At 43.3% G+C, this 23,768-nt stretch carries 22 protein-coding genes; 16 read left to right on the top strand and 6 right to left on the bottom strand.

Annotated features, from left to right (window positions below; genetic code table 11):
* Nucleotides 1–381 precede the first annotated feature (381 nt).
* From B5D59_RS14255 to B5D59_RS14280, 6 genes are all read left to right on the top strand, one after another.
* The gene (locus tag B5D59_RS14255; protein ID WP_078818400.1) at nt 382–1,092 is read left to right on the top strand and encodes a phosphoadenylyl-sulfate reductase; all 711 of its coding nucleotides are present in this window, start codon (nt 382–384) and stop codon (nt 1,090–1,092) included.
* 67 nt (nt 1,093–1,159) lie between these two features.
* Entirely contained in the window at nt 1,160–2,302 is a 1,143-nt protein-coding gene (gene sat / locus B5D59_RS14260) for a sulfate adenylyltransferase (RefSeq protein ID WP_078818401.1), read from the top strand.
* Between the two features lie 12 nt (nt 2,303–2,314).
* Nucleotides 2,315–2,911, top strand: a complete 597-nt coding sequence (gene cysC / locus B5D59_RS14265) for an adenylyl-sulfate kinase (protein ID WP_009498493.1) — start codon at nt 2,315–2,317, stop codon at nt 2,909–2,911.
* A 12-nt stretch (nt 2,912–2,923) separates the two neighbouring features.
* Nucleotides 2,924–3,700 carry a uroporphyrinogen-III C-methyltransferase gene (gene cobA, locus B5D59_RS14270; RefSeq protein ID WP_078818402.1) on the top strand — a complete coding sequence of 259 codons (777 nt, stop codon included), beginning with the start codon at nt 2,924–2,926 and terminating at the stop codon, nt 3,698–3,700.
* Entirely contained in the window at nt 3,697–4,458 is a 762-nt protein-coding gene (locus tag B5D59_RS14275) for a sirohydrochlorin chelatase (protein WP_078818403.1), read from the top strand. Before cobA ends, B5D59_RS14275 begins: the two co-directional genes overlap by 4 nt.
* On the top strand, nt 4,439–5,107 hold the full coding sequence (locus B5D59_RS14280) for a precorrin-2 dehydrogenase/sirohydrochlorin ferrochelatase family protein (RefSeq protein ID WP_009498496.1): 669 nt from the start codon (nt 4,439–4,441) through the stop codon (nt 5,105–5,107). Before B5D59_RS14275 ends, B5D59_RS14280 begins: the two co-directional genes overlap by 20 nt.
* A 260-nt stretch (nt 5,108–5,367) precedes the next feature.
* Here the strand turns inward: B5D59_RS14280 and cysI are convergent, their stop codons facing one another.
* The gene (cysI, locus tag B5D59_RS14290) at nt 5,368–7,095 is read right to left on the bottom strand and encodes an assimilatory sulfite reductase (NADPH) hemoprotein subunit (RefSeq protein ID WP_078818404.1); all 1,728 of its coding nucleotides are present in this window, start codon (nt 7,093–7,095) and stop codon (nt 5,368–5,370) included.
* 24 nt (nt 7,096–7,119) lie between these two features.
* Nucleotides 7,120–8,940, bottom strand: a complete 1,821-nt coding sequence (locus B5D59_RS14295) for an assimilatory sulfite reductase (NADPH) flavoprotein subunit (RefSeq protein WP_040759814.1) — start codon at nt 8,938–8,940, stop codon at nt 7,120–7,122.
* A gap of 322 nt (nt 8,941–9,262) precedes the next feature.
* Here B5D59_RS14295 and B5D59_RS14300 point away from each other — a divergent pair, with 322 nt between their 5' ends.
* The 4 genes from B5D59_RS14300 to B5D59_RS14315 all read left to right on the top strand — a co-directional run bounded on the left by B5D59_RS14300 (nt 9,263) and on the right by B5D59_RS14315 (nt 13,260).
* A complete protein-coding gene (locus B5D59_RS14300; protein WP_009498500.1) occupies nt 9,263–10,336 on the top strand; it encodes a DUF2157 domain-containing protein in 1,074 nt (357 codons plus the stop codon).
* A 16-nt stretch (nt 10,337–10,352) separates the two neighbouring features.
* A complete protein-coding gene (locus B5D59_RS14305; protein ID WP_176132594.1) occupies nt 10,353–10,865 on the top strand; it encodes a GDYXXLXY domain-containing protein in 513 nt (170 codons plus the stop codon).
* 305 nt (nt 10,866–11,170) lie between these two features.
* The gene (locus B5D59_RS14310; RefSeq protein WP_009498503.1) at nt 11,171–12,904 is read left to right on the top strand and encodes an AAA family ATPase; all 1,734 of its coding nucleotides are present in this window, start codon (nt 11,171–11,173) and stop codon (nt 12,902–12,904) included.
* A 200-nt stretch (nt 12,905–13,104) separates the two neighbouring features.
* Nucleotides 13,105–13,260 carry a DUF1540 domain-containing protein gene (locus B5D59_RS14315; RefSeq protein ID WP_078818406.1) on the top strand — a complete coding sequence of 52 codons (156 nt, stop codon included), beginning with the start codon at nt 13,105–13,107 and terminating at the stop codon, nt 13,258–13,260.
* 68 nt (nt 13,261–13,328) lie between these two features.
* Here B5D59_RS14315 and B5D59_RS14320 read toward each other — a convergent pair whose 3' ends face one another.
* The gene (locus tag B5D59_RS14320; protein WP_009498505.1) at nt 13,329–13,736 is read right to left on the bottom strand and encodes a PaaI family thioesterase; all 408 of its coding nucleotides are present in this window, start codon (nt 13,734–13,736) and stop codon (nt 13,329–13,331) included.
* A gap of 386 nt (nt 13,737–14,122) precedes the next feature.
* Here B5D59_RS14320 and speD point away from each other — a divergent pair, with 386 nt between their 5' ends.
* The 6 genes from speD to nspC are packed head-to-tail and all read left to right on the top strand — an operon-like array spanning nt 14,123 to nt 20,476.
* The gene (speD, locus tag B5D59_RS14325) at nt 14,123–14,947 is read left to right on the top strand and encodes an adenosylmethionine decarboxylase (protein ID WP_078818407.1); all 825 of its coding nucleotides are present in this window, start codon (nt 14,123–14,125) and stop codon (nt 14,945–14,947) included.
* Nucleotides 14,928–16,415 carry an aminotransferase class I/II-fold pyridoxal phosphate-dependent enzyme gene (locus tag B5D59_RS14330; RefSeq protein WP_176132595.1) on the top strand — a complete coding sequence of 496 codons (1,488 nt, stop codon included), beginning with the start codon at nt 14,928–14,930 and terminating at the stop codon, nt 16,413–16,415. Before speD ends, B5D59_RS14330 begins: the two co-directional genes overlap by 20 nt.
* Nucleotides 16,412–17,263: a polyamine aminopropyltransferase gene (gene speE / locus B5D59_RS14335; protein ID WP_078818409.1), complete on the top strand. Its 852-nt coding sequence runs from the start codon at nt 16,412–16,414 to the stop codon at nt 17,261–17,263. Before B5D59_RS14330 ends, speE begins: the two co-directional genes overlap by 4 nt.
* Nucleotides 17,253–18,113, top strand: coding sequence for an agmatinase (gene speB / locus B5D59_RS14340; RefSeq protein WP_217698595.1), 861 nt, complete (start codon nt 17,253–17,255; stop codon nt 18,111–18,113). The genes speE and speB overlap by 11 nt, the downstream gene beginning before the upstream one ends.
* 16 nt (nt 18,114–18,129) lie before the next feature.
* Nucleotides 18,130–19,329 (top strand): saccharopine dehydrogenase family protein, encoded by a 1,200-nt coding sequence (locus B5D59_RS14345; protein ID WP_078818410.1) that lies wholly within the window; start codon nt 18,130–18,132, stop codon nt 19,327–19,329.
* Between the two features lie 10 nt (nt 19,330–19,339).
* Complete coding sequence (gene nspC / locus B5D59_RS14350; protein WP_078818411.1) at nt 19,340–20,476, top strand: carboxynorspermidine decarboxylase; 1,137 nt, start codon at nt 19,340–19,342, stop codon at nt 20,474–20,476.
* Between the two features lie 52 nt (nt 20,477–20,528).
* Here nspC and cax read toward each other — a convergent pair whose 3' ends face one another.
* The 3 genes from cax to B5D59_RS14365 all read right to left on the bottom strand — a co-directional run bounded on the left by cax (nt 20,529) and on the right by B5D59_RS14365 (nt 23,709).
* Nucleotides 20,529–21,575: a calcium/proton exchanger gene (cax, locus tag B5D59_RS14355; RefSeq protein ID WP_078818485.1), complete on the bottom strand. Its 1,047-nt coding sequence runs from the start codon at nt 21,573–21,575 to the stop codon at nt 20,529–20,531.
* A 215-nt stretch (nt 21,576–21,790) separates the two neighbouring features.
* Complete coding sequence (gene nikC, locus B5D59_RS14360; RefSeq protein ID WP_078818412.1) at nt 21,791–22,687, bottom strand: nickel transporter permease; 897 nt, start codon at nt 22,685–22,687, stop codon at nt 21,791–21,793.
* 17 nt (nt 22,688–22,704) lie between these two features.
* Nucleotides 22,705–23,709 (bottom strand): ABC transporter permease, encoded by a 1,005-nt coding sequence (locus B5D59_RS14365; protein ID WP_078818413.1) that lies wholly within the window; start codon nt 23,707–23,709, stop codon nt 22,705–22,707.
* Between the last annotated feature and the right edge of the window lie 59 nt (nt 23,710–23,768).

Below are 23,768 nucleotides of genomic sequence, written 5' to 3' on the forward strand. Positions count from 1 at the left end.
CTGGCTCATCTCGGGAGCCATCCGCAAGCACCGAAGTGGGTTCAATGACGACACTTTATTTATTTTCCTTATGCCTAATCCAATACCTTGTTTAGTTATCAGAATTAGCCTAGACAAAGTAAAATTAACTAACTAGTTCCACTCACCAAACGCAGACGCCTCACAAGCGTTAGTCAGAGCAATGAGACAGACAGGCTGACCTCCTTCCTGACTGGCTCATCGCAGGAGCCCATCTGCAAGCGCCGGAGTGACTTCAATGACAATACCTGCATACACTAAAACTACGAAACAAATTTTATACCCTATTATTCTAATTGGTATTGACTATTTTAAATTATCTGTTAAACTATAGGAAATATAACAGGAGAGCGAGAGGATGGAATGGTCACATTTGAATCATGGAAAGAAGATCTGACATTGCCGGAATTTCCAATGGACTCTGAGTCAAAAGGGGCTTCTGAAGTGTTGCAGTGGGCATATGATCAGTATGGCGAACAACTTGTATATGCTTGTAGTTTTGGCATTGAAGGAATTGTATTGCTCGAATTAATTTCACGTGTGAAAGCAGACGCGAAGATTATCTTTCTGGACACCAACTATCACTTCAAAGAAACGTATGAAACGATTGATAAAGTGAAAAAACGTTATCCTGAGCTCCAGATTCATTTGCAGCAACCCGCTCTTACAATCGAAGAACAAACTGAGCAACACGGTGCCGACCTATGGCAAACCAATCCGAATCAATGCTGTGACTTGCGGAAGATCAAACCTTTGGAAAAAGCGATCGCACCTTCCACTGCATGGATTTCAGGGCTGCGCAGAGAACAATCGGAAACACGCAAAGCAACCGAATACCTGAATTTGGATCAGCGCTTCAAAAAAATTAAGGTTTGTCCGCTCATTCATTGGACTTGGAAAGATGTTTGGCGCTTTGCCCATAAACATCAGCTTGACTATAACGTGCTTCATGACCAAGGATACCCGAGTATCGGCTGCGCTAATTGTACGAAGCCTGCATACAGTGAAGAAGACTTGAGGTCAGGACGTTGGACTGGAAGCGGCAAAACGGAATGCGGCTTGCATACAACCTAAATTTTTTTACCCATAAAACCTAGTATTTAGATAAGTTTAATAAAATAAAAGGATAGGTGTTTTTATTATGACAAATATAGAACCGCATGGCGGCAGATTAGTAAGTTTATATGAGCCTTCTCTCTCGATTGAAGGACTGCGCAAGAAAATTCCGATCGATGCAACGGCAGTTAGCGATCTGGAATTAATTGCGACAGGGGCTTACAGTCCGTTAACAGGATTTTTGACCTCTAAAGACTATCACTCTGTCGTAAACGATATCAGATTAGCAGATGGCACTGTCTGGAGCTTGCCGATCACATTGCCTGTAGGAGATGGCTCTTTGTATTCAGTAGGTGATACCGTTTTACTTGAATACGAAGGAGACATTTACGGGACGCTTACGATCACAGATATTTTCGAACCTGACCAAGAAGTGGAAGCCGAGAAAGTATATAAAACAAGAGACCGTAAACATCCAGGTGTAGCCAAACTGCTGGAACGGGGATCCGTCTATCTTGGGGGACCCATCAAACTGATCAAACGAATTGAACAGCGAAACTTTGTCGAATTTTATTTTGATCCGGCAGAAACGCGGCAAGCATTTGAGGCAAACGGCTGGAAGAAAATTGTCGGTTTCCAGACACGGAATCCGGTTCACCGCGCACATGAGTATATCCAGAAAACAGCGCTTGAAATTGTAGATGCATTGCTGTTGAATCCGCTCGTAGGTGAAACGAAATCAGATGATATTCCCGCAGATGTCCGGATGGAAAGCTATCAAGTGTTACTGCGCGATTATTATCCAGAAGACCGTGTGAAATTAGCAGTTTTCCCTGCTGCGATGCGCTATGCCGGACCTCGTGAAGCAATCTTCCATGCGTTGGTTAGGAAAAATTACGGCTGCACGCATTTCATTGTCGGACGTGATCATGCTGGTGTCGGTGATTATTATGGGACATATGAAGCGCAGGAAATTTTCTCCAATTTCACAGCCGAAGAAATCGGCATCACGCTGTTATTTTTTGAGCATAGTTTCTATTGCACAGCCTGCGGCAATATGGCGACTGCGAAAACATGCCCGCATTCGAGTGAACACCATGTGATTTTATCTGGAACAAAAGTGCGTGAAATGCTGAAAAATGGTGTGCTCCCTCCCGCAGAATTCAGCCGCAAAGAAGTAGTGGATGTTTTGATCAAAGGCTTGAAACAAAAAGAACTGGCAAAGTGAGGAGATATCGACATGACGGAAAATATCGTATGGCATGAACAATTGGTTACAAAAGATGAACAACGGGCAAAAAATCGCCATCATAGTGCGGTTCTCTACTTTACAGGTTTATCCGGCTCCGGGAAGTCCACGATAGCAAATGCAGCGGCGAGGCGGTTGCATGATTTGGGAGCAAATACGTATGTCTTGGATGGAGACAATGTACGTCATGGCTTAAACAAAGACCTCGGATTTTCGGATGAAGCGCGCAAGGAAAACATCCGCAGAATCGGGGAAGTCGCCAAACTATTCGTTGATAGCGGTCAACTCGTCTTCACGGCGTTCATCTCCCCTTTTCAGGAAGACCGGGACAGTGTCCGACGTTTAGTAAAAGAAGATGAATTTGTGGAAGTCTATATCAGTTGTCCACTGGATGCGTGTGAACAGCGTGATCCAAAAGGACTTTATGAGAAAGCACGTGCTGGGGTGATTCCGGAATTTACCGGTATTTCTTCTCCCTACGAAGCACCAGTAAACCCTGAACTAATACTTGAAACGGATCGTTTTACCGTCGAAGAATGCGTCGAACAATTAATCAGCTATTTGCGTGAAAAAAAATGGGTTGACTGAGGAGTGAAGAGGATGGGAAAAGTTTGGCTAGTTGGCGCCGGTCCAGGTGATCCAGATCTATTGACCGTCAAAGCAATGAGAGTGATTCAGCAAGCTGATGTCATTCTCTATGACCGGCTGATCAATCAAGAGATTCTTGAGTATGCTCGACCGGATGCTGAACTGATTTTCGTCGGTAAGCTGCCGAAACATCATTTCGTTCAACAGGACATGATTAATCTCTTATTGGTCAAACATGCGAAGCAAGACAAGCAAGTCGTTCGGCTAAAAGGCGGCGATCCTTTTATATTCGGGCGCGGTGGTGAAGAAGCGGCGTTTGTAGTTCAGCATAAACTTGAATTCGAAGTGGTTCCGGGTATTACTTCCGGAATCGCTGCTCCGGCCTATGCTGGCATTCCTGTTACACACCGTGATTACAGCGCGTCTTTCGCAATCGTAACAGGCCATCGAAAAGAAGGTGTTGAGGAAGAAGATAAATGGCAAGCGCTTGCGAAAGGAATCGATACACTCGCCATTTATATGGGTGTCAGCAATCTGCCCTACATCCAGAAGCAATTGATTCGACATGGAAAACATCCAGAGACACCGGTTGCGTTCATTCATTGGGGAACAACGGAAACACAGCATACAGTCACTGCAACTTTGGAGACGATGACCGAAACAGCGCGTGAAGAAAATGTCCTGAATCCGAGTATGATTGTCATCGGAGAAGTCGTCCGATTGCGTGATGAATTGCAATGGTTTGAAGAGTCTGCCAAAGAGCGCCATTTAGATGCGGTGATCTTATGAGAGCAATCCTATATATTTGCCACGGCAGCCGCGTAAAGTCAGGACAGCAGGCTGCTTTGGCATTCATTGAGAAGACGATGGAAACGAATCCAGCACCGATACAGGAAGCTTGTTTCTTGGAGCTCGCTGATCCATCGATTGCAGAAGGGATTGCACACTGCATAGCACGCGGAGCAACAGAGATTGTGGCTGTTCCTTTCCTATTGTTACGTGCGGGTCACGCCAATGTGGATATTCCTGCAAAGTTACAGGATATCATGGCGCACTATCCTGACGTTCCCCTTTATTATGGTGAACCGATCGGTGTGGATGAGCGCATGATCAATGTATTAATCGAGCGACTGCAGGAAACAACGGAGCAGATTCCTGAAGACGCCGCCATTTTATTGATTGGACGCGGCAGCAGCGATCCTGCAACCAAACAGGACTTTGCGAGAATCCAAAGTCTTTTTCAAGAGAAAACCGGCTTGCGTAATGTCAGCGTCGGCTATTTGGCTGCTTGTGAACCATTTTATGAAGATGAAATTTCAAGATTATTGGAACAAAAACCTGATAATTTATACGTCCTGCCCTATCTATTGTTCACAGGCATTCTGTTGAAATCAATTGAACGCACTCTAAAAAAAATCAACACATCGACTGCCATTCATTTTTGTCCAGCGTTAGGCTACGCGCCAGAGATTCATACGATTTTGAATGAACGTGCCGATGAAGCCGCAGAAAGGAAGCGTGAATTATATGTTCCCTGTTATGCTTGAAAACTTGAAGAATACTAACGTCACTTTAATTGGAGGAGGTTCTGTCGCCTATCATAAAGTGCTTAATTTGCAGCGATTCGGGATCAGGCCCACTGTCGTTAGTCCCGCTTTCCACCCTTCTCTGCTAACTTTAGCACGTGAGGGGACTGTCAGACTGGTCCCGAAAGAAGCTGCATGGGAAGACGTTGAGAATGCTTTCTTAACGATACTCGTGACGAATAATGAAACAGTCAATGATCAGCTTGCCCTTCAACTAAAAGATGCAGGCAAGCTAGTAGTCCACGCCTCCAACCCTTCTTTAGGCACTGCACAAATCCCAGCAGTCACAACACGTGGAAAGCTGGTCATCAGTGTATCGACGAGCGGCGCAAGCCCCTCTTTAGCAAAGAAAATCCGTTCAGAAATAGCAGAGCAGTATGATGAACGATATGAAGAGTATTTGGATTTCTTAGCAGACGTCCGCCACTACGTGAAGCAACATATCCCGAAGCGCGAAAATCGCAAAACTTGGTTGGCAGAAGCCATTGAACCGATCTATTTACATGATAAAGAAGAACGTCAGAAATTCATGAATGAGCTATATTACGCATTTCCAAAAGAGCATGAACTACAAGACGAGGCTGTACTGAAAGTCCAATGTGGCTTTTAGTAACAGCCTTTTTTGCACAATCAGTAAGATAAACAGAGGAACGCGCCAAAGTACCTCAGGACCGAACCAAACTCTCTCCGCACTGCACCAAAGTCCCGTTACACCGAGCCAAGCCATTTCCAGACCGAACCAATCCTTCCATGCACCGCACCTTCTCTCTTTCCGCTGACCGGCCGAAATAAACATATTTCCCTCCATAAAAAAGCCCGAAAAGTCAGGTGAAAATGACTTCTCGGACAACTTCGTTTTTCTGCAAACTATTAAACTGTATGAAAATTTGTTCCATCCGTAGTCGCTGCCACTATTCCGGCACGAATGACAAAGTCCCCAAAATGTTCACCTGCTTCACGCTCTTTCGCATAGCGATTCAGGATTGGCTGCAATTCACTTAAAATTTCCTTCTCTCCGATGTTTTCCCGATAGATTTTACTCAGTCGTTCACCGGCAAATCCACCGCCTAAGTACATATTATACTTACCTGGCCCTTTTCCAATGAAACCGATCTCCGCTAACGCCGAGCGTGCACAGCCATTCGGACAACCTGTCATCCGTGTCACAATCTCTTCATCGCCAAGACCCGCCTCATCCAGCAAGCCTTCGATCTTTGTAATTAATGAAGGTAAATAACGCTCTGCTTCCGCCATTGCCAAGCCACAAGTCGGCAATGCGACACACGCCATGGAATTACGTCGCAAAGACGATTGCGAAGTGGCAGACTCCAATTCATAGCGAGCAATGATCTTCTCGATTTCTTTCTTATTCGTAGTCGTCACATCGCCAAGAACCAAGTTTTGATTTGGACTTAAACGAAAGTCACCTGTATGGATTTCTGCAATTTCCCGTAAAGCAGTCATCAGTTGATAACCTTCTGTATCACGGATCCTGCCATTTTCCACAAAAAATGTGTAATTCCAACAATCGTTCGTCGCTTCGACCCATCCATAACGATCTCCTGTGTGATCAAAATGATAAGGTCGAGCCTCTTCCAATTCCCATCCGAGACGGCTATGGAGTTCCCCAATGAGCCAATCCAGCCCACGTGCATCAATTGTATATTTGAAACGTGCGTACTTGCGCACAGAACGATTTCCATGATCTCGCTGAATCATCATCAGCTGCTTGGCAACTTCAACGACTTGATCCGCCGGTATATAACCAATCAATCGGGCCAGCTGTGGGTACGTCTGCTCGTCACCATGCGCCATACCCATTCCGCCGCCTACTGCTACATTGAATCCCTTCAGCTTGCCGTTCTCTACAATCGCAATCAAACCGATATCTTGCGAGAAAACATCCACATCATTCATCGGCGGAACCGCAATCCCGATCTTAAATTTCCTCGGCAAATAGGTTGCTCCATAGATTGGCTCCACTTCGGTTTCTTCCGTACTGTCGATTACTTTTTCGCCATCCAACCAGATCTCATGATATGCACTTGTCTTCGGTAATAAGTCTTCACTCAGTCGTTTCGACCATTCAAAGACTTCCGCATGGATCGGTGATTCGTTTGGATTTGGACTACACATCACATTCCGGTTGACGTCTCCACAAGCTGCAATCGAATCCAGTAATGCATCGTTCATTTCCTGAATGTTTTTCTTCATATTCCATTTCAAAATCCCATGCATCTGGAATGCTTGTCGAGTTGTCAATTTCAATGTACCATTACCATATTTATGTGCCAGTTCATCCATTACAAGCCATTGTTTCGGCGTAGCAAAGCCAGCTGGCGTACGGACCCGTATCATGAATTGATAGGCAGGTTCCAATTTTTGACGCTGACGCTCTGTCCGCACGTCCCGATCATCTTGCAAATAACTGCCATGAAACTTCATCAGCCGGTTATCATCGTCCGGTATTCCAGCACTGATTGAATCCTTCATCGTATTGATCAGATTCCCCCGTAGGTAATCACTTTCAATTTTTATTTCTTCCACATCACTTGGCGGTCCGTCTTGTATATGGACTCGTTTTGTTGTTGAAGCCATTTCACCATTCCCCTTTCATTTGATTTAATAGACATCTCGTTGATAACGTTTCTCCTGAATCAGTTGCGTCATGAATTGTTCTGATTCTTCCAACGTTTTTCCGCCCTCCTGCTGAAGGATCTCCAGCAATGTAGCATGAACGTCTTTTGCCATGTTTTGCTCGTCACCGCATACATAGATTACAGCACCGTCTTCAATCCATTGATAGAATTCTTGACTCGCCTCTTTCATTCGATGCTGAACATATACTTTTTCTTCGGTATCACGAGAAAACGCCACATCCAGACGAGACAAGCTCCCATCTTTCACATAGTTTTGCCATTCTGTTTGATAATAAAAATCCGTCACATAATGCTGATCTCCAAAAAACAGCCATGACTTCCCTTCTGCGCCTGTCTCGCTGCGCTCCTCAATAAATGAACGGAAAGGTGCGATACCGGTGCCTGGGCCAATCATGATAATCGGCGTTTCAGGGTTTGTCGGCAAACGGAAGTTGTCATTTTTATGCACATAGACAGGCAGCGTATCGCCCGGTTCAAGATTTTCCGCACATTGAATGGAACAGACCCCTTGCCTGCTGCGTCCATGCGCTTCATAGCGAACTACTCCAACAGTAAGATGTACTTCATCCGGATTGGCTTGTAGGCTACTAGCAATTGAATAAAGTCTTGCAGGCAGTTTACGCAGAATTCCGATCAGTTGTTGCTCGGAGGCTGAAATCGGTCCGAAATCCTTAAGTGCATCCAGTAAATCACGCCCTTCGATATACGTCCGCAATTCGGACGCTTGCTCTGATTCCAGTAGGTGTTTCAATCGTTCTGATTCAGAGTAGTTCGATAATTTTTCAAGCAGTGGTTTTGTCAGCACAGTAATCTCAAAGTAGTTTAATAGAGCAACACGGAGTGCACGACGCTCTCCTTGCGAATTAATTTCTACCGTTTCTTCGGGGTTCCAAGACCCTTCACCTATAACTTTATCAACTAACTCGGAATTATTTTCAGGAAAAATTCCTAAACTATCACCTGGTTCATATACTAAACCAGAACCTTCTAATGACAGTTCCAAATGTCTGGTCTCTTTATTTGACCCTCGCCCGTTTAGGTTTATATTCTCCAGTACTTCAGCGCGAAACGGATTCATTCGAGAATATTGAGTGGAGGTTGTGTTTTCGACTTCTAGACTAGCTGCCGCAGACTGTCCGCCAGTCTGAATTTGTAATGCGACTTCCACTGCTGCCAACCACTGTGCAGCCGGCTCATCATAATCCAAATCACAATCAACACGCGGCGCTAGCGGGGTAGCTCCCAACTCCGAAAGTCTTTTATCAAAGTCTGACCCCGTCTTGCAGAAAAACTCATATGAACTATCTCCGAGTGCCAATACGGAATACTGAAGATGATCCAGTTTTGGAGCTCGACGTCCATGTAAGAATTCGTATAGAGGCAACGCTGTGTCAGGCGGGTCCCCTTCTCCATGTGTACTGACTACCAGAAGTAAATGCTCAAGTTTTTTCAATGTAGTTGGCTTGAAATCGCTCATTGACTGGATCGTTACATCGAAGGATTGTTCTTTTAATTTCGCTGCCGCTTGTTCAGCAACCCCTTGCCCATTGCCTGTCTGGGAACCATAAAGAATAGTTATTTCTTTCACTGCGGTCGGCACCTCTATTGCCGGACGTTCAACAACAGCAATATGACTCCCGCTTGGCGGAGATGTTGCCGCACTGATCGCTGTCAAATAGCCGCTCAGCCAATTTTGCTGAGTTTCCGTAATGCTAGGCAGCAGACGATTCAGCAATTCTACTTGCTCTTCACTAAAAGGACTGTTCGTAACTTGTAACGCCACATTCATCACCCTCGCAAACTAATATAGTATTCTCTTTTGTCATCATCTCATCGACAAGACCCAACCAGCCTGTCAACTTCAGTTAAAAGATGTTTACATTGTATTATGATTATTCCTATTAGTCAAGTAGGTTTTTAGTGAATTGAGTTGGATTTCAGACTTTTTAGACAGGATTTCCATCCGAAGTATACTAAAAAACATTCAACTTCCCGTGTGTTTTTCCAGTATGATAGTAACCTAAGAAAATCTAAGCGCTAGGCAGATGTAACTTTATACAAAATATTACGTCTACTTAGTACTGACATGATAGGAGGGAAAAGGAGTGAAGAGAAAAGTAAGCAAACCACAGTACGCTTTCTTAAAACAAGAATTCAACTTTCTTGAGCAACATGGAAAACTAGAATCAGAGGATGCTAAAGACTTACTTGCACTTTACGAACCAAAGGGCGCGACGAATTTCGTACGTTTATTGCTTGTCTTCGGAGCTATATTGGTAGGGGTTGGCATATTAAGTTTCATAGCCGGCAACTGGGATGGACTGATTCCATTTTCTAAATTCGGATTAATTGTCATCGCATTTATTTTATCGTATTCGGCCGGATACAAATTGGAACCAAACTATGAAAGAACAGCTCGCAGCATGTATTACATTGGAGCAGCTATTTATGGTGCAGGCATTTTTCTAGTTGGCCAAAGTTTTCATTTGCAGCATACTGTCTACACGGACTTTCTATTATGGGCTGTCGGAATCCTTCCTCTCGCTTATTATCTGAAGGATCAACTTCTTGCCGTATTCGCAAGTGTTTTTTTAATAATCTATAGTTTTACAGCTTTCGAACCTGGCAGTTTCGGACCTTATTGGTTACTATTACTTCTTCCTATCTTATTTTGGATGAATGAAAAAAGGTTTGGCAGGAAAAGTTCACTCTTTGTCATGTCGACCTTGCTGGCAACAGCATTTATTGTCAATACGCTGGAAGCATTCCATTTTGACGAATGGATCTCCATGTTGATCGTCTTTACCGGTGGTCTGTTGATAGCTTTATTTCCTATCAAACATTTCCGTACGGAGTCATCTTGGATTGGTTCTTTCCTATTTGGTACTGTGGGTATCATGCTGACCTTCCCCTATTCTTGGAGAGAATGGCAGTTGGAAACCATTGCACCTTATATATTCACTGCTTTATTCATTATCCTATTGGTTTATTTCTTGAAGCAAAACAGCCTGCCCGCAATTTTGATCACTTGTGCGTTAATTTATCGGTATTACACAGACATCACATATGACTTCATGCCAAAGTCTTTATTTTTCATAATTGGCGGCTTGCTTTTGATCGCATTCGGATTCTGGTTTGAAAAATCACGACGAGAGACGGTGAAGCGCCATGAAGAATAAAAGGAATCTATTTCTAATGGCCTTTATTGCTCCACTCGTTGTACTTTTGTCTATGACGTGGAAACCGTTGTGGACACTGAATGTCGGTACGCCAATTTTATTGGAGACCGTGCCTGTCGATCCTCGTGATATTTTATACGGAGATTATGTCAGCTTACAGTTTGCTGTGGAAGAAGTTCAAGCGAAAGACATGGACCCAGCTTTATTGAAAGAACTTTCAACTGAATCATACGGAAAGATGGTTGTCTATGCCGTGTTGCAGCAGGAAGACAAAAACAAATACGGACTAAAAATGGTGACTGCAGAAAAACCCGATAGCGGGGTATTTTTGAAGGGACGTATGCATTATTACGGTCAATCTCCATATAATCCGCAAACGACTTATTACGCCAACTTTCTGCCCGATCGTTTCTATGTCCCTGAAAATACAGGCAAGCGTCTAGAGGATCTTTCGCGTGAAGGACAGCTCATCGCAAAAATAAAAGTACACAACGGGTATGCCGTGTTACAGGATATTGTTCAGAAATAAGGGGTGTCTGAGAAGTCATTTCCAACTGACTTTTCAGGCGACTCTTTTTTATATGGGAGGCTTTGGTTCGCTCCTTTCCCGTTCATGAAAAAAGACGATCACTAAGAGAATCTCCTGATTTTCATTGTATACTCTTCGCGTTTACCTCCTTTTCAATTCTAGCGCCTAGTAATAAATCGCTAACTTGCTAGGTATTTACTCACAACGTAAAGAATTTGTAACTATTTCGTAGGCTTTTGTACTGTTCAAAACTACTATTTTTCATTATACTTTGAAGTAACTTAGAAAAGGAGCTGTAGCTGACCTTGAAGCCTATCTCGAAATTAGCATCAAAGATTCTAATTTTAGTCCTCTTTGTCACGGCGATCGCTGCAGGAGTCACATGGAACTATCTACAAGGAACTGGTGGTCAGGAAATCTCTTTTGCAGAGATGGAAAAATTGATTGCTGAGCAATCAGGTGCTGCGCTGACGCTGAATGAATCAGCTGATGGAGAACTATCCCTTACACTAGATAATCAGACATACTTCACCATGGTCCGTCCACAAAGTACGTTAGTGGACGATCTAGTACAAAAATATAATATATCTTATCAATATAAAACAGCCGGTTCAGCTGGAGGATGGATCATTGGGGGATTAGTATTGGCAGCTCTCGTCACATTGTTCCTACTCCACAAAAAAGGCAAGTTAAATATCGGAGCGTCCGGCATGAAACATCAGGCATCTAAAGCAACACCACTGCCCGATATTACACTTGAGGACATCGGCGGTCTTCCACAAGAAATGAAAGAAGAGATCCAGCAAATGTTGGAAATTTTTAAAAATCCAGGAACTGCCAAAGACATGGGCATTGAATTACCAAAAGGGATTTTGCTGTACGGTCCTCCTGGAACAGGCAAAACACTGTTGGCTCAAGCAATGGCGAAGGAGATCGGTGCCACTTTCTATTCTTCAAGCGGTGCTTCTTTCACTGAATTATTTGTAGGGGTCGGTGCTTCGCGTGTCCGGACATTATTCCAAAACGCTCGCAAACAAAGCCCTGCTGTTATTTTTATTGATGAAGTGGATGCGCTGGCCGGAAAACGGAAAGAGCATGGCGGTGAGGAATCTGAAAAAACATTAACCGAATTACTTGTTCAATTGGATGGCGGTAATGACAATGATGGTGTACTGTTCATCGCGGCAACCAACCGAAAAGATATGCTAGATGATGCGTTCTTGCGTCCCGGCCGTATCGATTTCACATTCAACGTGCAGTTACCCGATACAAAAGGACGTCGGGAAATCATCGATATCCATACAAACGGTAAAACATTGGCGCCAAACGTCACCGCTTCTTTAGATACTCTTGCTGAGAGCACATCTGGTTTTTCAGGAGCTGAAATCAGCGGATTATTTGAAACGGCCAGCCGTCGCGCAATCAGAGAAGGGCGCAAGCTGATCGAAAAGCATGATTTGGATTTTGCGATAGACCGGACGATTCTTGGGAATACAGCGCGCACTCTGAATGATCAGGAAACGAAGCGCCGAGTTGCCATTCACGAATCAGGTCATGCGCTTATCGCCGCATTGACCAAACCAGGTTCCGTAAGAAAAGCGACCATTATTCCTCGCGGACAAGCGCTCGGCTATGTGGCGCCTATTCAAAAAGAACTGCATTTATCAACAGCCAGTGAATTACTAGATCAAGTGAGTATGATTTTAGCTGGCGGTATTGCAGAACGTATATACTTAGGTGAGCATAGTATCGGTGTTGGCGGTGATGTCGAACAAGCGAAAGACATTCTTGACCGTATGGTGAATACAGGCTTATTTCAAGATGGATTTTCTTTGATCTTCAATAAAGCCGAAAAAGAAGAAAAGATGCAAATGCTCTTTAATCAGGCGGCGCAAAAGACCGAATCCTTGATCAAGGAACACGCCTATCAATTTGAGGAATTAGTCAATGCTCTCTATAAAGAAGAAACACTCGAAGGCGAGGAAGTTCAGCGTATTGTAGAGTTATCCTTCCCTAAAGAGACGGTTGTATTAGTTTGACCCTCTTACAAATTTAATGACCAGAATTTACAACAGCTGGGATCATTTGAAATGATCCCAGCTGTTTTTTCATTTCAGACGGAGTTGCATGTGCCAATAAACGCACGCATATTATTCAACCTAGTTTTGCTCTTTTATTCTAATTGTTCAGCATGAATTCAATCTTTCTGGGCATCAATATGAAAAGGGAGGTGTGTCGAATGGCAAAAGATGTATTATGCGAAGTGACTAATTGTCATTTCTGGGAATCCGGCAACCAATGTGGTGCAGAAGAAATCAAAGTAGTGACCAGAAAAGGAAAAAAAGCAAAAGACTCCGCAGAAACAGATTGTCAGACCTTTATTCCAAAAGGATGACCACCTACTGACAGCCAAGCATTCAAGCTTGGCTGTTTTTTATTCATGCCGTCAACTTCAAAGCACCGTCATTTCAATTTAAAAGTGGCAGTACAATGTGCGACCAACTCGTCGTTTTCATTAAACAATTTACCTTCCACTAACGCCGTACTGCGGCTCCGATTGATCACAGATGCTTTGGAATAGACGGACTCCTGAACAACCGGCTTCAGGAACTGTGTTGCCATTTGAATGGTCATAACATCATCCGAGCCTAGTGAGCGACAAAGCATACCCATCGTTGTGTCTAAGATAGACATATACATGCCGCCATGAATTGTACCACGCACATTATCATATTCTGGACGGTACGGCAGATATAATTCCACATCGCCCTCTTCCAGTTTTTTCGTTTGCAAACTTGCAAATTTCCAAAATGGACTCGTTTCAAAATCTTGCCGTACTTTTTCCAAATATTCGACTGTCGTATGATTCATTTAAACCCCTCCATAAGAATAAGATGTTTACCCTATACCATATCGCAATCTTCTTAGTACGACAATTCATAACTTTTTTTATTGACGAAATATCGACATGTTTTTTTCAAAAAAAAGGGTTTGTTTTTTTGTGATTTTCCTTTATAATGAAATCAATTTCATAAGTTTTTTAAATTTAGGAAGAGTAATTCTGTGAATATTTCACCAAGCTGATCACCTGTTATGTAATAGACTAGAGGATACCCTCTAAACGTATATCGTCTTTTATATACAAGCCAACAGAGTAAAGGTCTCTCTCCAATCTGTCATGTTTGTGCACGCGCATGTAGATTGGGGAGGGATTTTTTTATGCACATAGATTTGAACAATATGAATAGAAAGGACGGATGTTAAGGTTGGAAAATAAGCTGAAGCTCTACGGCTTTAACAACCTCACCAAAACTCTTAGCTTCAACATATATGATGTAAGCTATGCGAAAAGTAGACGAGAGCAAAGTGAGTATATCGCCTATATCGATGAGCAATATAATTCAGAACGATTGACTAAGATTCTATATGATGTGACCGAAATGATCGGTGCTCATGTATTAAATGTCAGCAAACAAGACTACGATCCTCAAGGCGCAAGTGTCACGTTAATGATTTCGGAAGAAAAGTTTCCTGCTTCACAGATCGATCCTTCTTGCAATCAAGGAGCTATACCTTTCCCTCCTGAAAAGGATTCTGTCGTTAGCCATTTAGATAAAAGTCATGTGACGGTCCACACGTATCCCGAGTATCATCCTGATAACTCAATTGCGACATTCCGGGTGGATATTGATGTGTCGACATGTGGAGAGATTTCGCCATTGAATGCATTGGATTATCTGATTGGCAGCTTTGATTCGGATATCATCACAGCAGATTACCGGGTACGAGGCTTCACGCGATCCGTCGACGGTAGAAAGTTATTTATGGATCATGCCATGACTTCCATCCAAGATTTTATTGATCGAAAAACTTTAGAGAAGTATGACGCTATTGATGTTAATGTGTACCAATCGAATATTTTCCATACAAAAATGCTAATTAAAGAAATTGATTTGCAGGATTACCTATTCAATAAAGACGTTTCAGAACTTCCGCCGAAGGAACGGCTTCAAATCTCTCATAATTTACGAAAAGAGATGATTGAAATTTTCAGCGGTTCCAATGTTTATGAAAATGAGTGAGGAGAAAATCGTGATACATTCACAACAAAGAGCCCCTATCATGGAAGCATTGCAGCGCTATCAAGCTGCTCGAGTTGTCCCATTCGACGTACCAGGACATAAACATGGACGCGGCAACAGTGAGTTGGCTGCGTTCCTAGGTGAAACCTGTCTGCAACACGACGTAAATTCGATGAAACCACTCGATAATTTATGCCACCCGGTTTCAGTCATCAAGGAAGCTGAACTATTGGCAGCTGAAGCATTTGGCGCAAAACATGCTTTCCTGCTCGTTAACGGCACGACATCTGCAGTTCAAGCGATGGTCATGACAGCCTGTAAAGCAGGAGAGAAAATTATCATGCCGCGCAATGTTCATCGTAGCGCAATCAATGCATTAATCTTAAGCGGTGCTGTGCCTGTTTACGTCAATCCCGGTGTCGATGATAATCTTGGAATTCCGCTCGGTATGGCGGTCGAAGAAGTGAAACTTGCCATCTTGGAACACCCTGACGCAAAAGCGATACTGATCAACAACCCAACGTATTACGGGATTTGCTCTAATTTAAAAGAAATTACTGAACTAGCACATGAATACGAGATGCTCGTACTGGTGGATGAAGCTCACGGCACGCATTTTTATTTCAATGACCGACTTCCTGCATCGGCTATGTCTGTCGGAGCTGATATGGCTTCCGTCAGCATGCATAAATCGGGCGGATCGCTAACACAAAGCTCGTTCTTATTGATCAACAATGGAGTAAGTGAGGGCTATACACGTCAAATCATCAATTTGACTCAAACAACGAGTGGCTCCTACCTATTGATGTCGTCGCTCGATATTTCACGAAAAAACCTGGCACTGCATGGTCAGGAAATCTTCAATAAAGTAATTGAGATGGCCCAATATACACGAGATGAAATCAATAAAATCGATGGCTTCTATGCGTACTCAAAGGAATTGATCAATGGGGATACCATCTTTGATTTTGATGAATCAAAGCTGTCAATCCATACGCGCGGAATAGGTTTGGCCGGCATTGAGGTGTACGATATTTTGCGGGATGAATACGATATCCAAATCGAATTCGGCGATGTGGCGAACATCTTGGCTTACATTTCCGTCGGTGATCGAAAGCTTGATTTGGAACGTCTCATAGCTGCGTTGACTGAAATCAGACGACGTTATAAAAGGGACTCAAGCTCTTTATTCGACCATGAATATATCAATCCTGAGATCATTCAAACACCTCAACAGGCATTTTACGCGCCCAAAGAAATATTATCATTACCAAATGCAGTCGGCCGTGTTGCCAGTGAATTTGTTATGTGCTATCCCCCGGGTATTCCGATCGTCGCACCGGGTGAACGTGTGACAAAAGAGATTGTTGACTATATCGAATACTGCCAGGAAAAAGGTTGTTTCTTAACGGGGACCGAAGATCCAAATGTAGAAATCATCAATGTAGTAAAGGAGGCTGACCGATGAACCTATGGTATACCGAAGATCATTCACCGCATGTGCGTTTTTCTTTTCGTGTAGAAGAGCATTTATATACGGCAACAAGTGAGTTTCAAAAAATTGATGTATTCCAATCTACAGAATTTGGAAGGATCCTGACACTGGACGGCTATGTTATGGTGACGGAGAAAGATGAATTTATCTATCATGACATGATTGTCCACGTTCCGCTGGCAACGAGCCCGGCCATTGAAAAAGTGCTGGTGATCGGTGCTGGTGACGGCGGTACGGTTCGCGAACTGACGAGATATCCAAACATCAAACAAATTGACATGGTAGAAATCGATCGACAAGTAGTGGAAGTATGTCAGAAGTTTCTCCCGAAAACTGCTGCCCAGCTGACAGACCCACGAGTAAATCTATATTTCGAAGATGGACTGAAATTCGTCCGTCAACAAGAAAATGCGTACGACTTGATCATCGTCGATTCTACAGATCCATTCGGTCCAGGAGAAGGTCTCTTCACGAAAGAATTTTATGGCAATTGTTATAAAGCACTAAACGATGAAGGCATTTTAGTGAATCAGCATGAAAGTCCTTTCTACGCAGAAGATGCACGCGGGATGCAGCGTGCTCATAAAAGCATCATGGGCTTCTTTCCAATCTCTAAAGTGTATCAAGCCCATATACCGACTTATCCGTCAGGTCACTGGCTGTTTGGCTTTGCATCCAAAAAATATCATCCTATTGAAGACTTACAGGCGGATATCTGGAATGAGCTTGGATTGAAGACAAACTATTATAATACTAAATTGCATGCAGGCTCTTTTGCATTGCCTAATTATGTAAAGGAGCTGTTAATCCATGCTGAATAAAAATATTGAAACATTTCTTGGTTTCGATGCTGAGTACCAAGAGTCTTCTTTCGTCGTTTTTGGGGCTCCATTTGATTCCACGACGTCCTTTCGACCCGGCACACGTTTTGCCAGCAAAGTGATGCGCAGCGAATCATTCGGCCTTGAGACGTATAGTCCCTATCAAGACGCAGATTTGACGGACTATCGCCTCTTCGATGGCGGTGATTTAGAATTAAGTTTCGGCAATACGGAACGTGCATTGGAACAAATCGAGCAATTCACCGCGAAGATTTTGGATGATCAAAAAATCCCTTGCATGATTGGTGGTGAGCATCTTGTCACATTGGGTGCTGTTCGCGCGGCGGCAAAGAGCTACCCGGATCTGCATGTCATTCAATTCGATGCTCATACAGATTTACGCGAAGACTATTTAGACCAACGTCTATCGCATGCTACCGTCATTCGAAGAGTTTGGGATCTTCTTGGAGACAATCGGATTTATCAATACGGAATCCGCTCAGGAGATCGCCCTGAATTCGAGTGGGCTGCTAAACAGCATGTTTTTATGAATAAATTTAATTTTGATGGACTTGAAGATACAGTGCAAGAGTTACAAGGTAAACCCGTCTATTTGACGATAGACTTGGATGTGCTCGATCCTTCCGTCTTCCCTGGAACGGGGACGCCTGAGGCTGGAGGTGTCAGCTTTATGGACCTTCTGACAGCTATACTGACGGTCAGCAATTTAAATATCGTGGCATGTGACGTCAATGAACTATCCCCTGTTTACGACCAAAGCGGTGTATCGACGGCTGTCGCTTGTAAAGTTGTACGGGAATTAACAATTGCACTTAATAAAAAATTATAAATTGGTGGTGTTTTTAATGGGAAAAGCATTAATTATCGGAGCTGGCGGAGTAGCCAGTGTAGTGGTTCACAAATGTTGTCAAGTACCGGATGTTTTTGAGGAAATTTGTATCGCCAGTCGGACGAAAGCAAAATGTGATGCCTTGAAAGAAAAATTAGATGGCGGCCGTACAAACATACAAACTGCTCAAGTAGATGCCGACAATGTCGCGGAATTAGTCGAATTGATTAACGAATTCAAACCAGATATCGTGATCAATGTCGCGTTGCCTTATCAGGATTTGACGATTATGGATGCATGTCTAGAGACAAAAGTGGACTATTTGGACACAGCAAACTATGAGCCTCTCGACACAGCAAAATTTGAGTATAAATGGCAATGGGCATATAAAGAAAAGTTTGAAGAAGCGGGGATCACTGCATTGCTTGGCAGCGGCTTTGACCCTGGCGTAACCGGTGTTTTTTCTGCTTATGCCTTAAAACATTACTTTGACGAAATCCATACAATTGATATTGTAGATGCCAATGCAGGCGATCACGGCTACCCGTTCGCAACAAATTTCAATCCTGAAATCAATATTCGCGAAATTACTGCAAATGGCCGCTATTATGAAAAAGGCGAGTTTGTGGAGACAGCGCCACTCGAAGTGAAGCGTGTCTATGACCTACCCGAAATCGGTCCGAAAGATGTCTATTTGCTCTATCATGAAGAACTGGAGTCATTGGCAAAAAATATTACCGGTATAGAAAAGATCCGTTTCTGGATGACCTTCTCTGAAAAATATCTAACTCATTTACGCGTACTTGAAAATGTAGGCATGACATCTATTGAGCCCATCGTATTTGAAGGTCAACAAATTGTACCGCTACAATTTTTAAAAGCTGTTCTGCCAGACCCAGCTTCACTTGGACCGCGTACTAAAGGTAAAACGAATATCGGCTGTATTTACCAAGGTACGAAAGATGGAGAACCTAAAACCTATTACGTCTATAATGTTTGCGATCACCAAGAATGCTACCGAGAAGTCGGCTCACAGGCAATTTCCTATACTACAGGCGTGCCTGCGATGATCGGTGCCATGATGATGCTGACTGGCAAATGGAAAAAACCTGGCGTCTTCAATATTGAGGAATTCGACCCTGATCCGTTTATGGAAGCATTGAATGAATACGGTTTGCCTTGGCATGAAGATTTCAATCCGACATTGATCGACTGAGGAGAATGACATGAACTTCGATGTGAAAGCAGTCCCTTCACCTAGTTACGTGGTGGAGGAGCAGCTGCTCATAAACAACTTACAAAAAATGAAGACCATCATCGATCAAACCGGCTGTAAAATCTTGCTCGCCCAAAAAGGATTCTCCATGTTTGAAGTATATCCTTTAATTGGCGAATACTTAAACGGCGTAACGTCAAGCGGCTTGCTGGAAGCCCGGCTCGGTTATGAAGAAATGGGTAAGGAAGTCCACACCTATTCACCTGCTTTTCAGGAAGATGAATTTGATGAGATCCTCCGTTATTCCGATCATTTGGTCTTCAATTCATTCGCACAGTGGCGGAGATTCAAAGGGCGAATCCAGAAGAGCGAAAAACATGTTGAATGCGGCATCCGGATCAATCCCGAATACTCGGAGATTGAAGTCGATATGTATAATCCCTGTTTTTCGCATTCCAGGTTTGGCGTCACGTCAGCTGATTTCGCGCCTGATCTACTTGAAGGCATTAGCGGTCTACACTTCCATACGATGTGTGAACAAAACTCCGATACATTATGGCGTACCATTCAAGTGGTCGATGAAAAGTTCGGACCTTATCTGAAGCAAATGAAATGGATCAACTTTGGCGGTGGACACCACATTACACGTGCTGATTACGACAACGCAACATTAATTCATTCGATTAATTTCATGAAGGATAAATACGGATTGGACGTCTATTTGGAGCCGGGCGAAGCTGTTGCGCTCAATACCGGCTTCCTAGTTGCTACAGTGCTCGATACATTGCATAACGGCATGCCGATTGCGATTCTTGATACCTCGGCTTCGTGTCATATGCCTGATGTGTTGGAAATGCCGTACCGTCCTGAAATTATCGGAGCCAGCTTGCCGAACGAAAAACCTTATACGTATCGTTTGGGCGGTCCTACTTGCCTGGCAGGTGACGTCATTGGAGACTATTCTTTTGATGCTCCTTTACAGACCGGTGATCGTCTCGTTTTTTGCGATATGGCTCACTACTCGATGGTGAAAAACAATACGTTCAACGGTATGAATTTGCCGTCCATTGCGCTGCATACAGTTAAAGGCGAAACTAAAATTGTTAAACAGTTTGGCTATGAAGATTTCAAAGGACGGCTATCCTAATTAAACCCCGGTTCGCATAGCGAACCGGGGTTTTCACATGTGCTTCATTTTTTCACAATAAAAAGAACCCGATACCCATAATCACATACGCGGCGAATAACGTCAGCCCTTCAAACCAGTTGGACTCGCCATCATGACAAATATTCACAACTAGCAATGTGGCGGTGATCATGGCGATCAGTTCCGGCCAAGTGAATACGAGGGGCATGGCTTGTGGCATCATCAACGAGATCAGCACCAATACTGGTGCGACAAACATTGCCACTTGTAAAGTTGAGCCAATTGCAATTTCAACGGAAACATCCATTTTATTCTTCATGGCCATCGTGATTGCAGATGAGTGCTCTGCAGCGTTACCAACGATCGCAACGATAATAACCCCAATGAATAGTTCAGACCAGCCAAACTTCTCACCTAGGGTACCAAATGTATGCACTAGCTTCTCTGATACAAATGCCACTGCAACAGTTGAAAGTAATAAAACAAGGATAGACTTCTTTTTCGTCCATTCCGGTACTTCGTCTGTCTCATGCGTATCTGAACCAAATACTCCTCGGTGAGTAAATAATTTAAAGACCAATCCTGCTAGATAAAGTGCAATGAGAATTACCGAAATACCAATACTGAGATTCAGTGTTGTACTCTCATCCATCGTCATTGTGAAAACTTCCGGTATTACAAATGCAACAATTACCGCAAAGATTAGCAGAGCCGAGTTATAACGAGCATCATAAATGCTGAAATTTTGGCGCTTATGTTTCAAACCTCCGGCGAAAAAGGATAGTCCCAGAACTAGTAGCAAGTTCCCTAAAACAGAACCTGTCAAAGAGGCCAACACAATACCAATCAAGCCCGCTTTCAGTGTAAATATAGAAATTATTAATTCAACGGCATTACCAAATGTAGCATTCAGCAAACCACCAATCCGTGGACCGCTGACAATTGCCAAGCTTTCTGTCGCCCTGCCAATAAAAGCTGCCAATGCAATGATGCTTATACAGCAAAGCGCAAACATCCACAAATCCGACCAATGAAAATAAGAGCCGATTAAGACTAACGGTACACCCATGAAAGCTAAAGCAGTGAATACTTTATTCAGTTTCTCCACCTCATCTCTAATACAATTTCTATTATCTTTCCCCTATTTCTCTTTAGACAAACGGAGAGCAGCGAAATTTCATGTGTAAAAGTAGTGTATGGAACAAAAAAACTGCACCCATTATAGGTACAGTCCAGCTAATGAATCATCGGCCATTCAATTCTGAAACGCAAAAAATCTTTCCAAGTATACATACTTGAAAAGATTTTTTATCGTTAACTTTTCATTTTCGGATCCAATGCATCACGTAAACCATCGCCCATCAGATTAAATCCTAGAACAGTTAACATGATCGCCAGTCCTGGAAAAATCATCGTCCAAGGGGCATTTTGCAAATAGTCCTTAGAGTCCGCTAACATTTTTCCCCACTCGGGATACGGTGCTTCCGCGCCAAGACCAAGGAAACCTAATGCGGCCGCCTCTAAAATTGCCGTGGCAATTGCTAATGTGCCTTGTACGATAACCGGTGCCATCGAATTAGGCAAAATGTGCGAGAACAATATCCGTAAATCCTTCATTCCAATCGCCTTTGCCGCGGTAATATACTCGTCTTCCTTAATACTTAACACTTTGGAACGAATCAATCGTCCGAAGTTTGGAATATTGATAATCGCAATAGCTATGAGTGCATTACGCAAACTTGGACCTAATACAGAAACAATTGCAATAGCCAATAAAATCGAAGGAAAAGCGAGCATGATATCGAAGATCCGTGAAATGATCGTATCTATCCAGCGGCCGTAGTAACCTGCCACGATTCCTAAAATACTGCCCACAACAATCGACCCGACTACCGAGAAAAATCCAACAGATAATGAAATCCGAGCGCCATGGATAATACGCGAAAAAATATCCCGGCCGAAATCATCCGTTCCAAACCAATATTCTGAAGAAGGAGGCTGCAGCCGATCTGCCATTAGCTGTTCGTTGATTCCTTCTTTTGTCACTAATGGACCAAATAGAGCGAGGAGGATAAAGAAGAGCACTATGGCAGCTCCAACGACCGCCACCTTACTCTTACGAAAACCTATCCAAGCTTCCCGCCAAGGTCCTGTTGTCTTTTCTAATTGCACTTCAGCAACTCCATCTACCTTAGGCGTTAATTCTGACATGAACTGTTCCCCCTTCCTCAATCATACTTAATCCTCGGATCGATCAATCCATATAGCAAGTCGACGATTAGATTAATCATGACAAAGATAAATGCAACGATCAGGATACCAGACTGTATGACTGGATAATCTCTAAAATTGATCGCGTCATAAATATAACGTCCAATGCCCGGCCATGCGAAAATGGTTTCTGTTAAAATAGCACCGCCTAGAAGCAGGCCCATTTGCAGACCTATGACTGTCAAAACAGGGATAATCGCATTTTTCAAAGCATGCTTGTAAACAACCCAGAACATTTTTTGCCCTTTCGCTCGTGCAGTACGTATATAATCAGAACGCATGACTTCCAACATACTCGAACGGGTCATTCTCGCAATGATCGCCATCGGGATTGTCGCAAGCGCTAACCCAGGCAAGATCAAATGCCGCAGAACTTCCCATAGCTGATCGAACCTGCCTTGTATGAGCGTGTCAATTATGTATAAATGCGTTATGGCTGTAACCGGATCCCGGACGTTTTCACGGCCTGTAGTCGGTAACCATTGAAACTCGATAGCAAAAGCCCACTGTCCCATTAAGCCTAACCAGAAAATAGGCATGGAGACTCCTACTAAAGCTAATATCATCGCTGAGTAGTCAAACCAGGAATTCTGGAACCACGCAGAGATGATTCCCGCGTTGACACCTACAATGACGGCAATAATAATAGCGAATAGTGCCAATTCCAAAGTAGCCGCTAAATAGGGCCAGATTTCATCTGCAACCGGTAGACGCGTACGCATCGATTCTCCCAAGTCACCTTTTAATATACCGCCTAGATAACTAAAGTATTGAGTATACCAAGGCTGATCGAGTCCTAGTTTGACAGTCAATGCTTCTACAGCTTCTTTTGTCGCTTGCTGTCCCAAAATAACTTGTGCTGGATTACCAGGAATTGCACGAATCAACATAAAGACTATAAATGTCATACCAAGCAGGACAGGAATTAGCTGTAAAAGCCTTTTAATCGTGTAATTGAACAACTCTTTCACTCCTCCGGCTTATCATATCCATGAATCAAAGAAAGGGAGAATATGAGCTT

This window comes from Sporosarcina newyorkensis (genome assembly GCF_900167515.1).
In the GTDB taxonomy this organism is placed as follows: Bacteria; Bacillota; Bacilli; order Bacillales_A; family Planococcaceae; genus Sporosarcina; species Sporosarcina newyorkensis.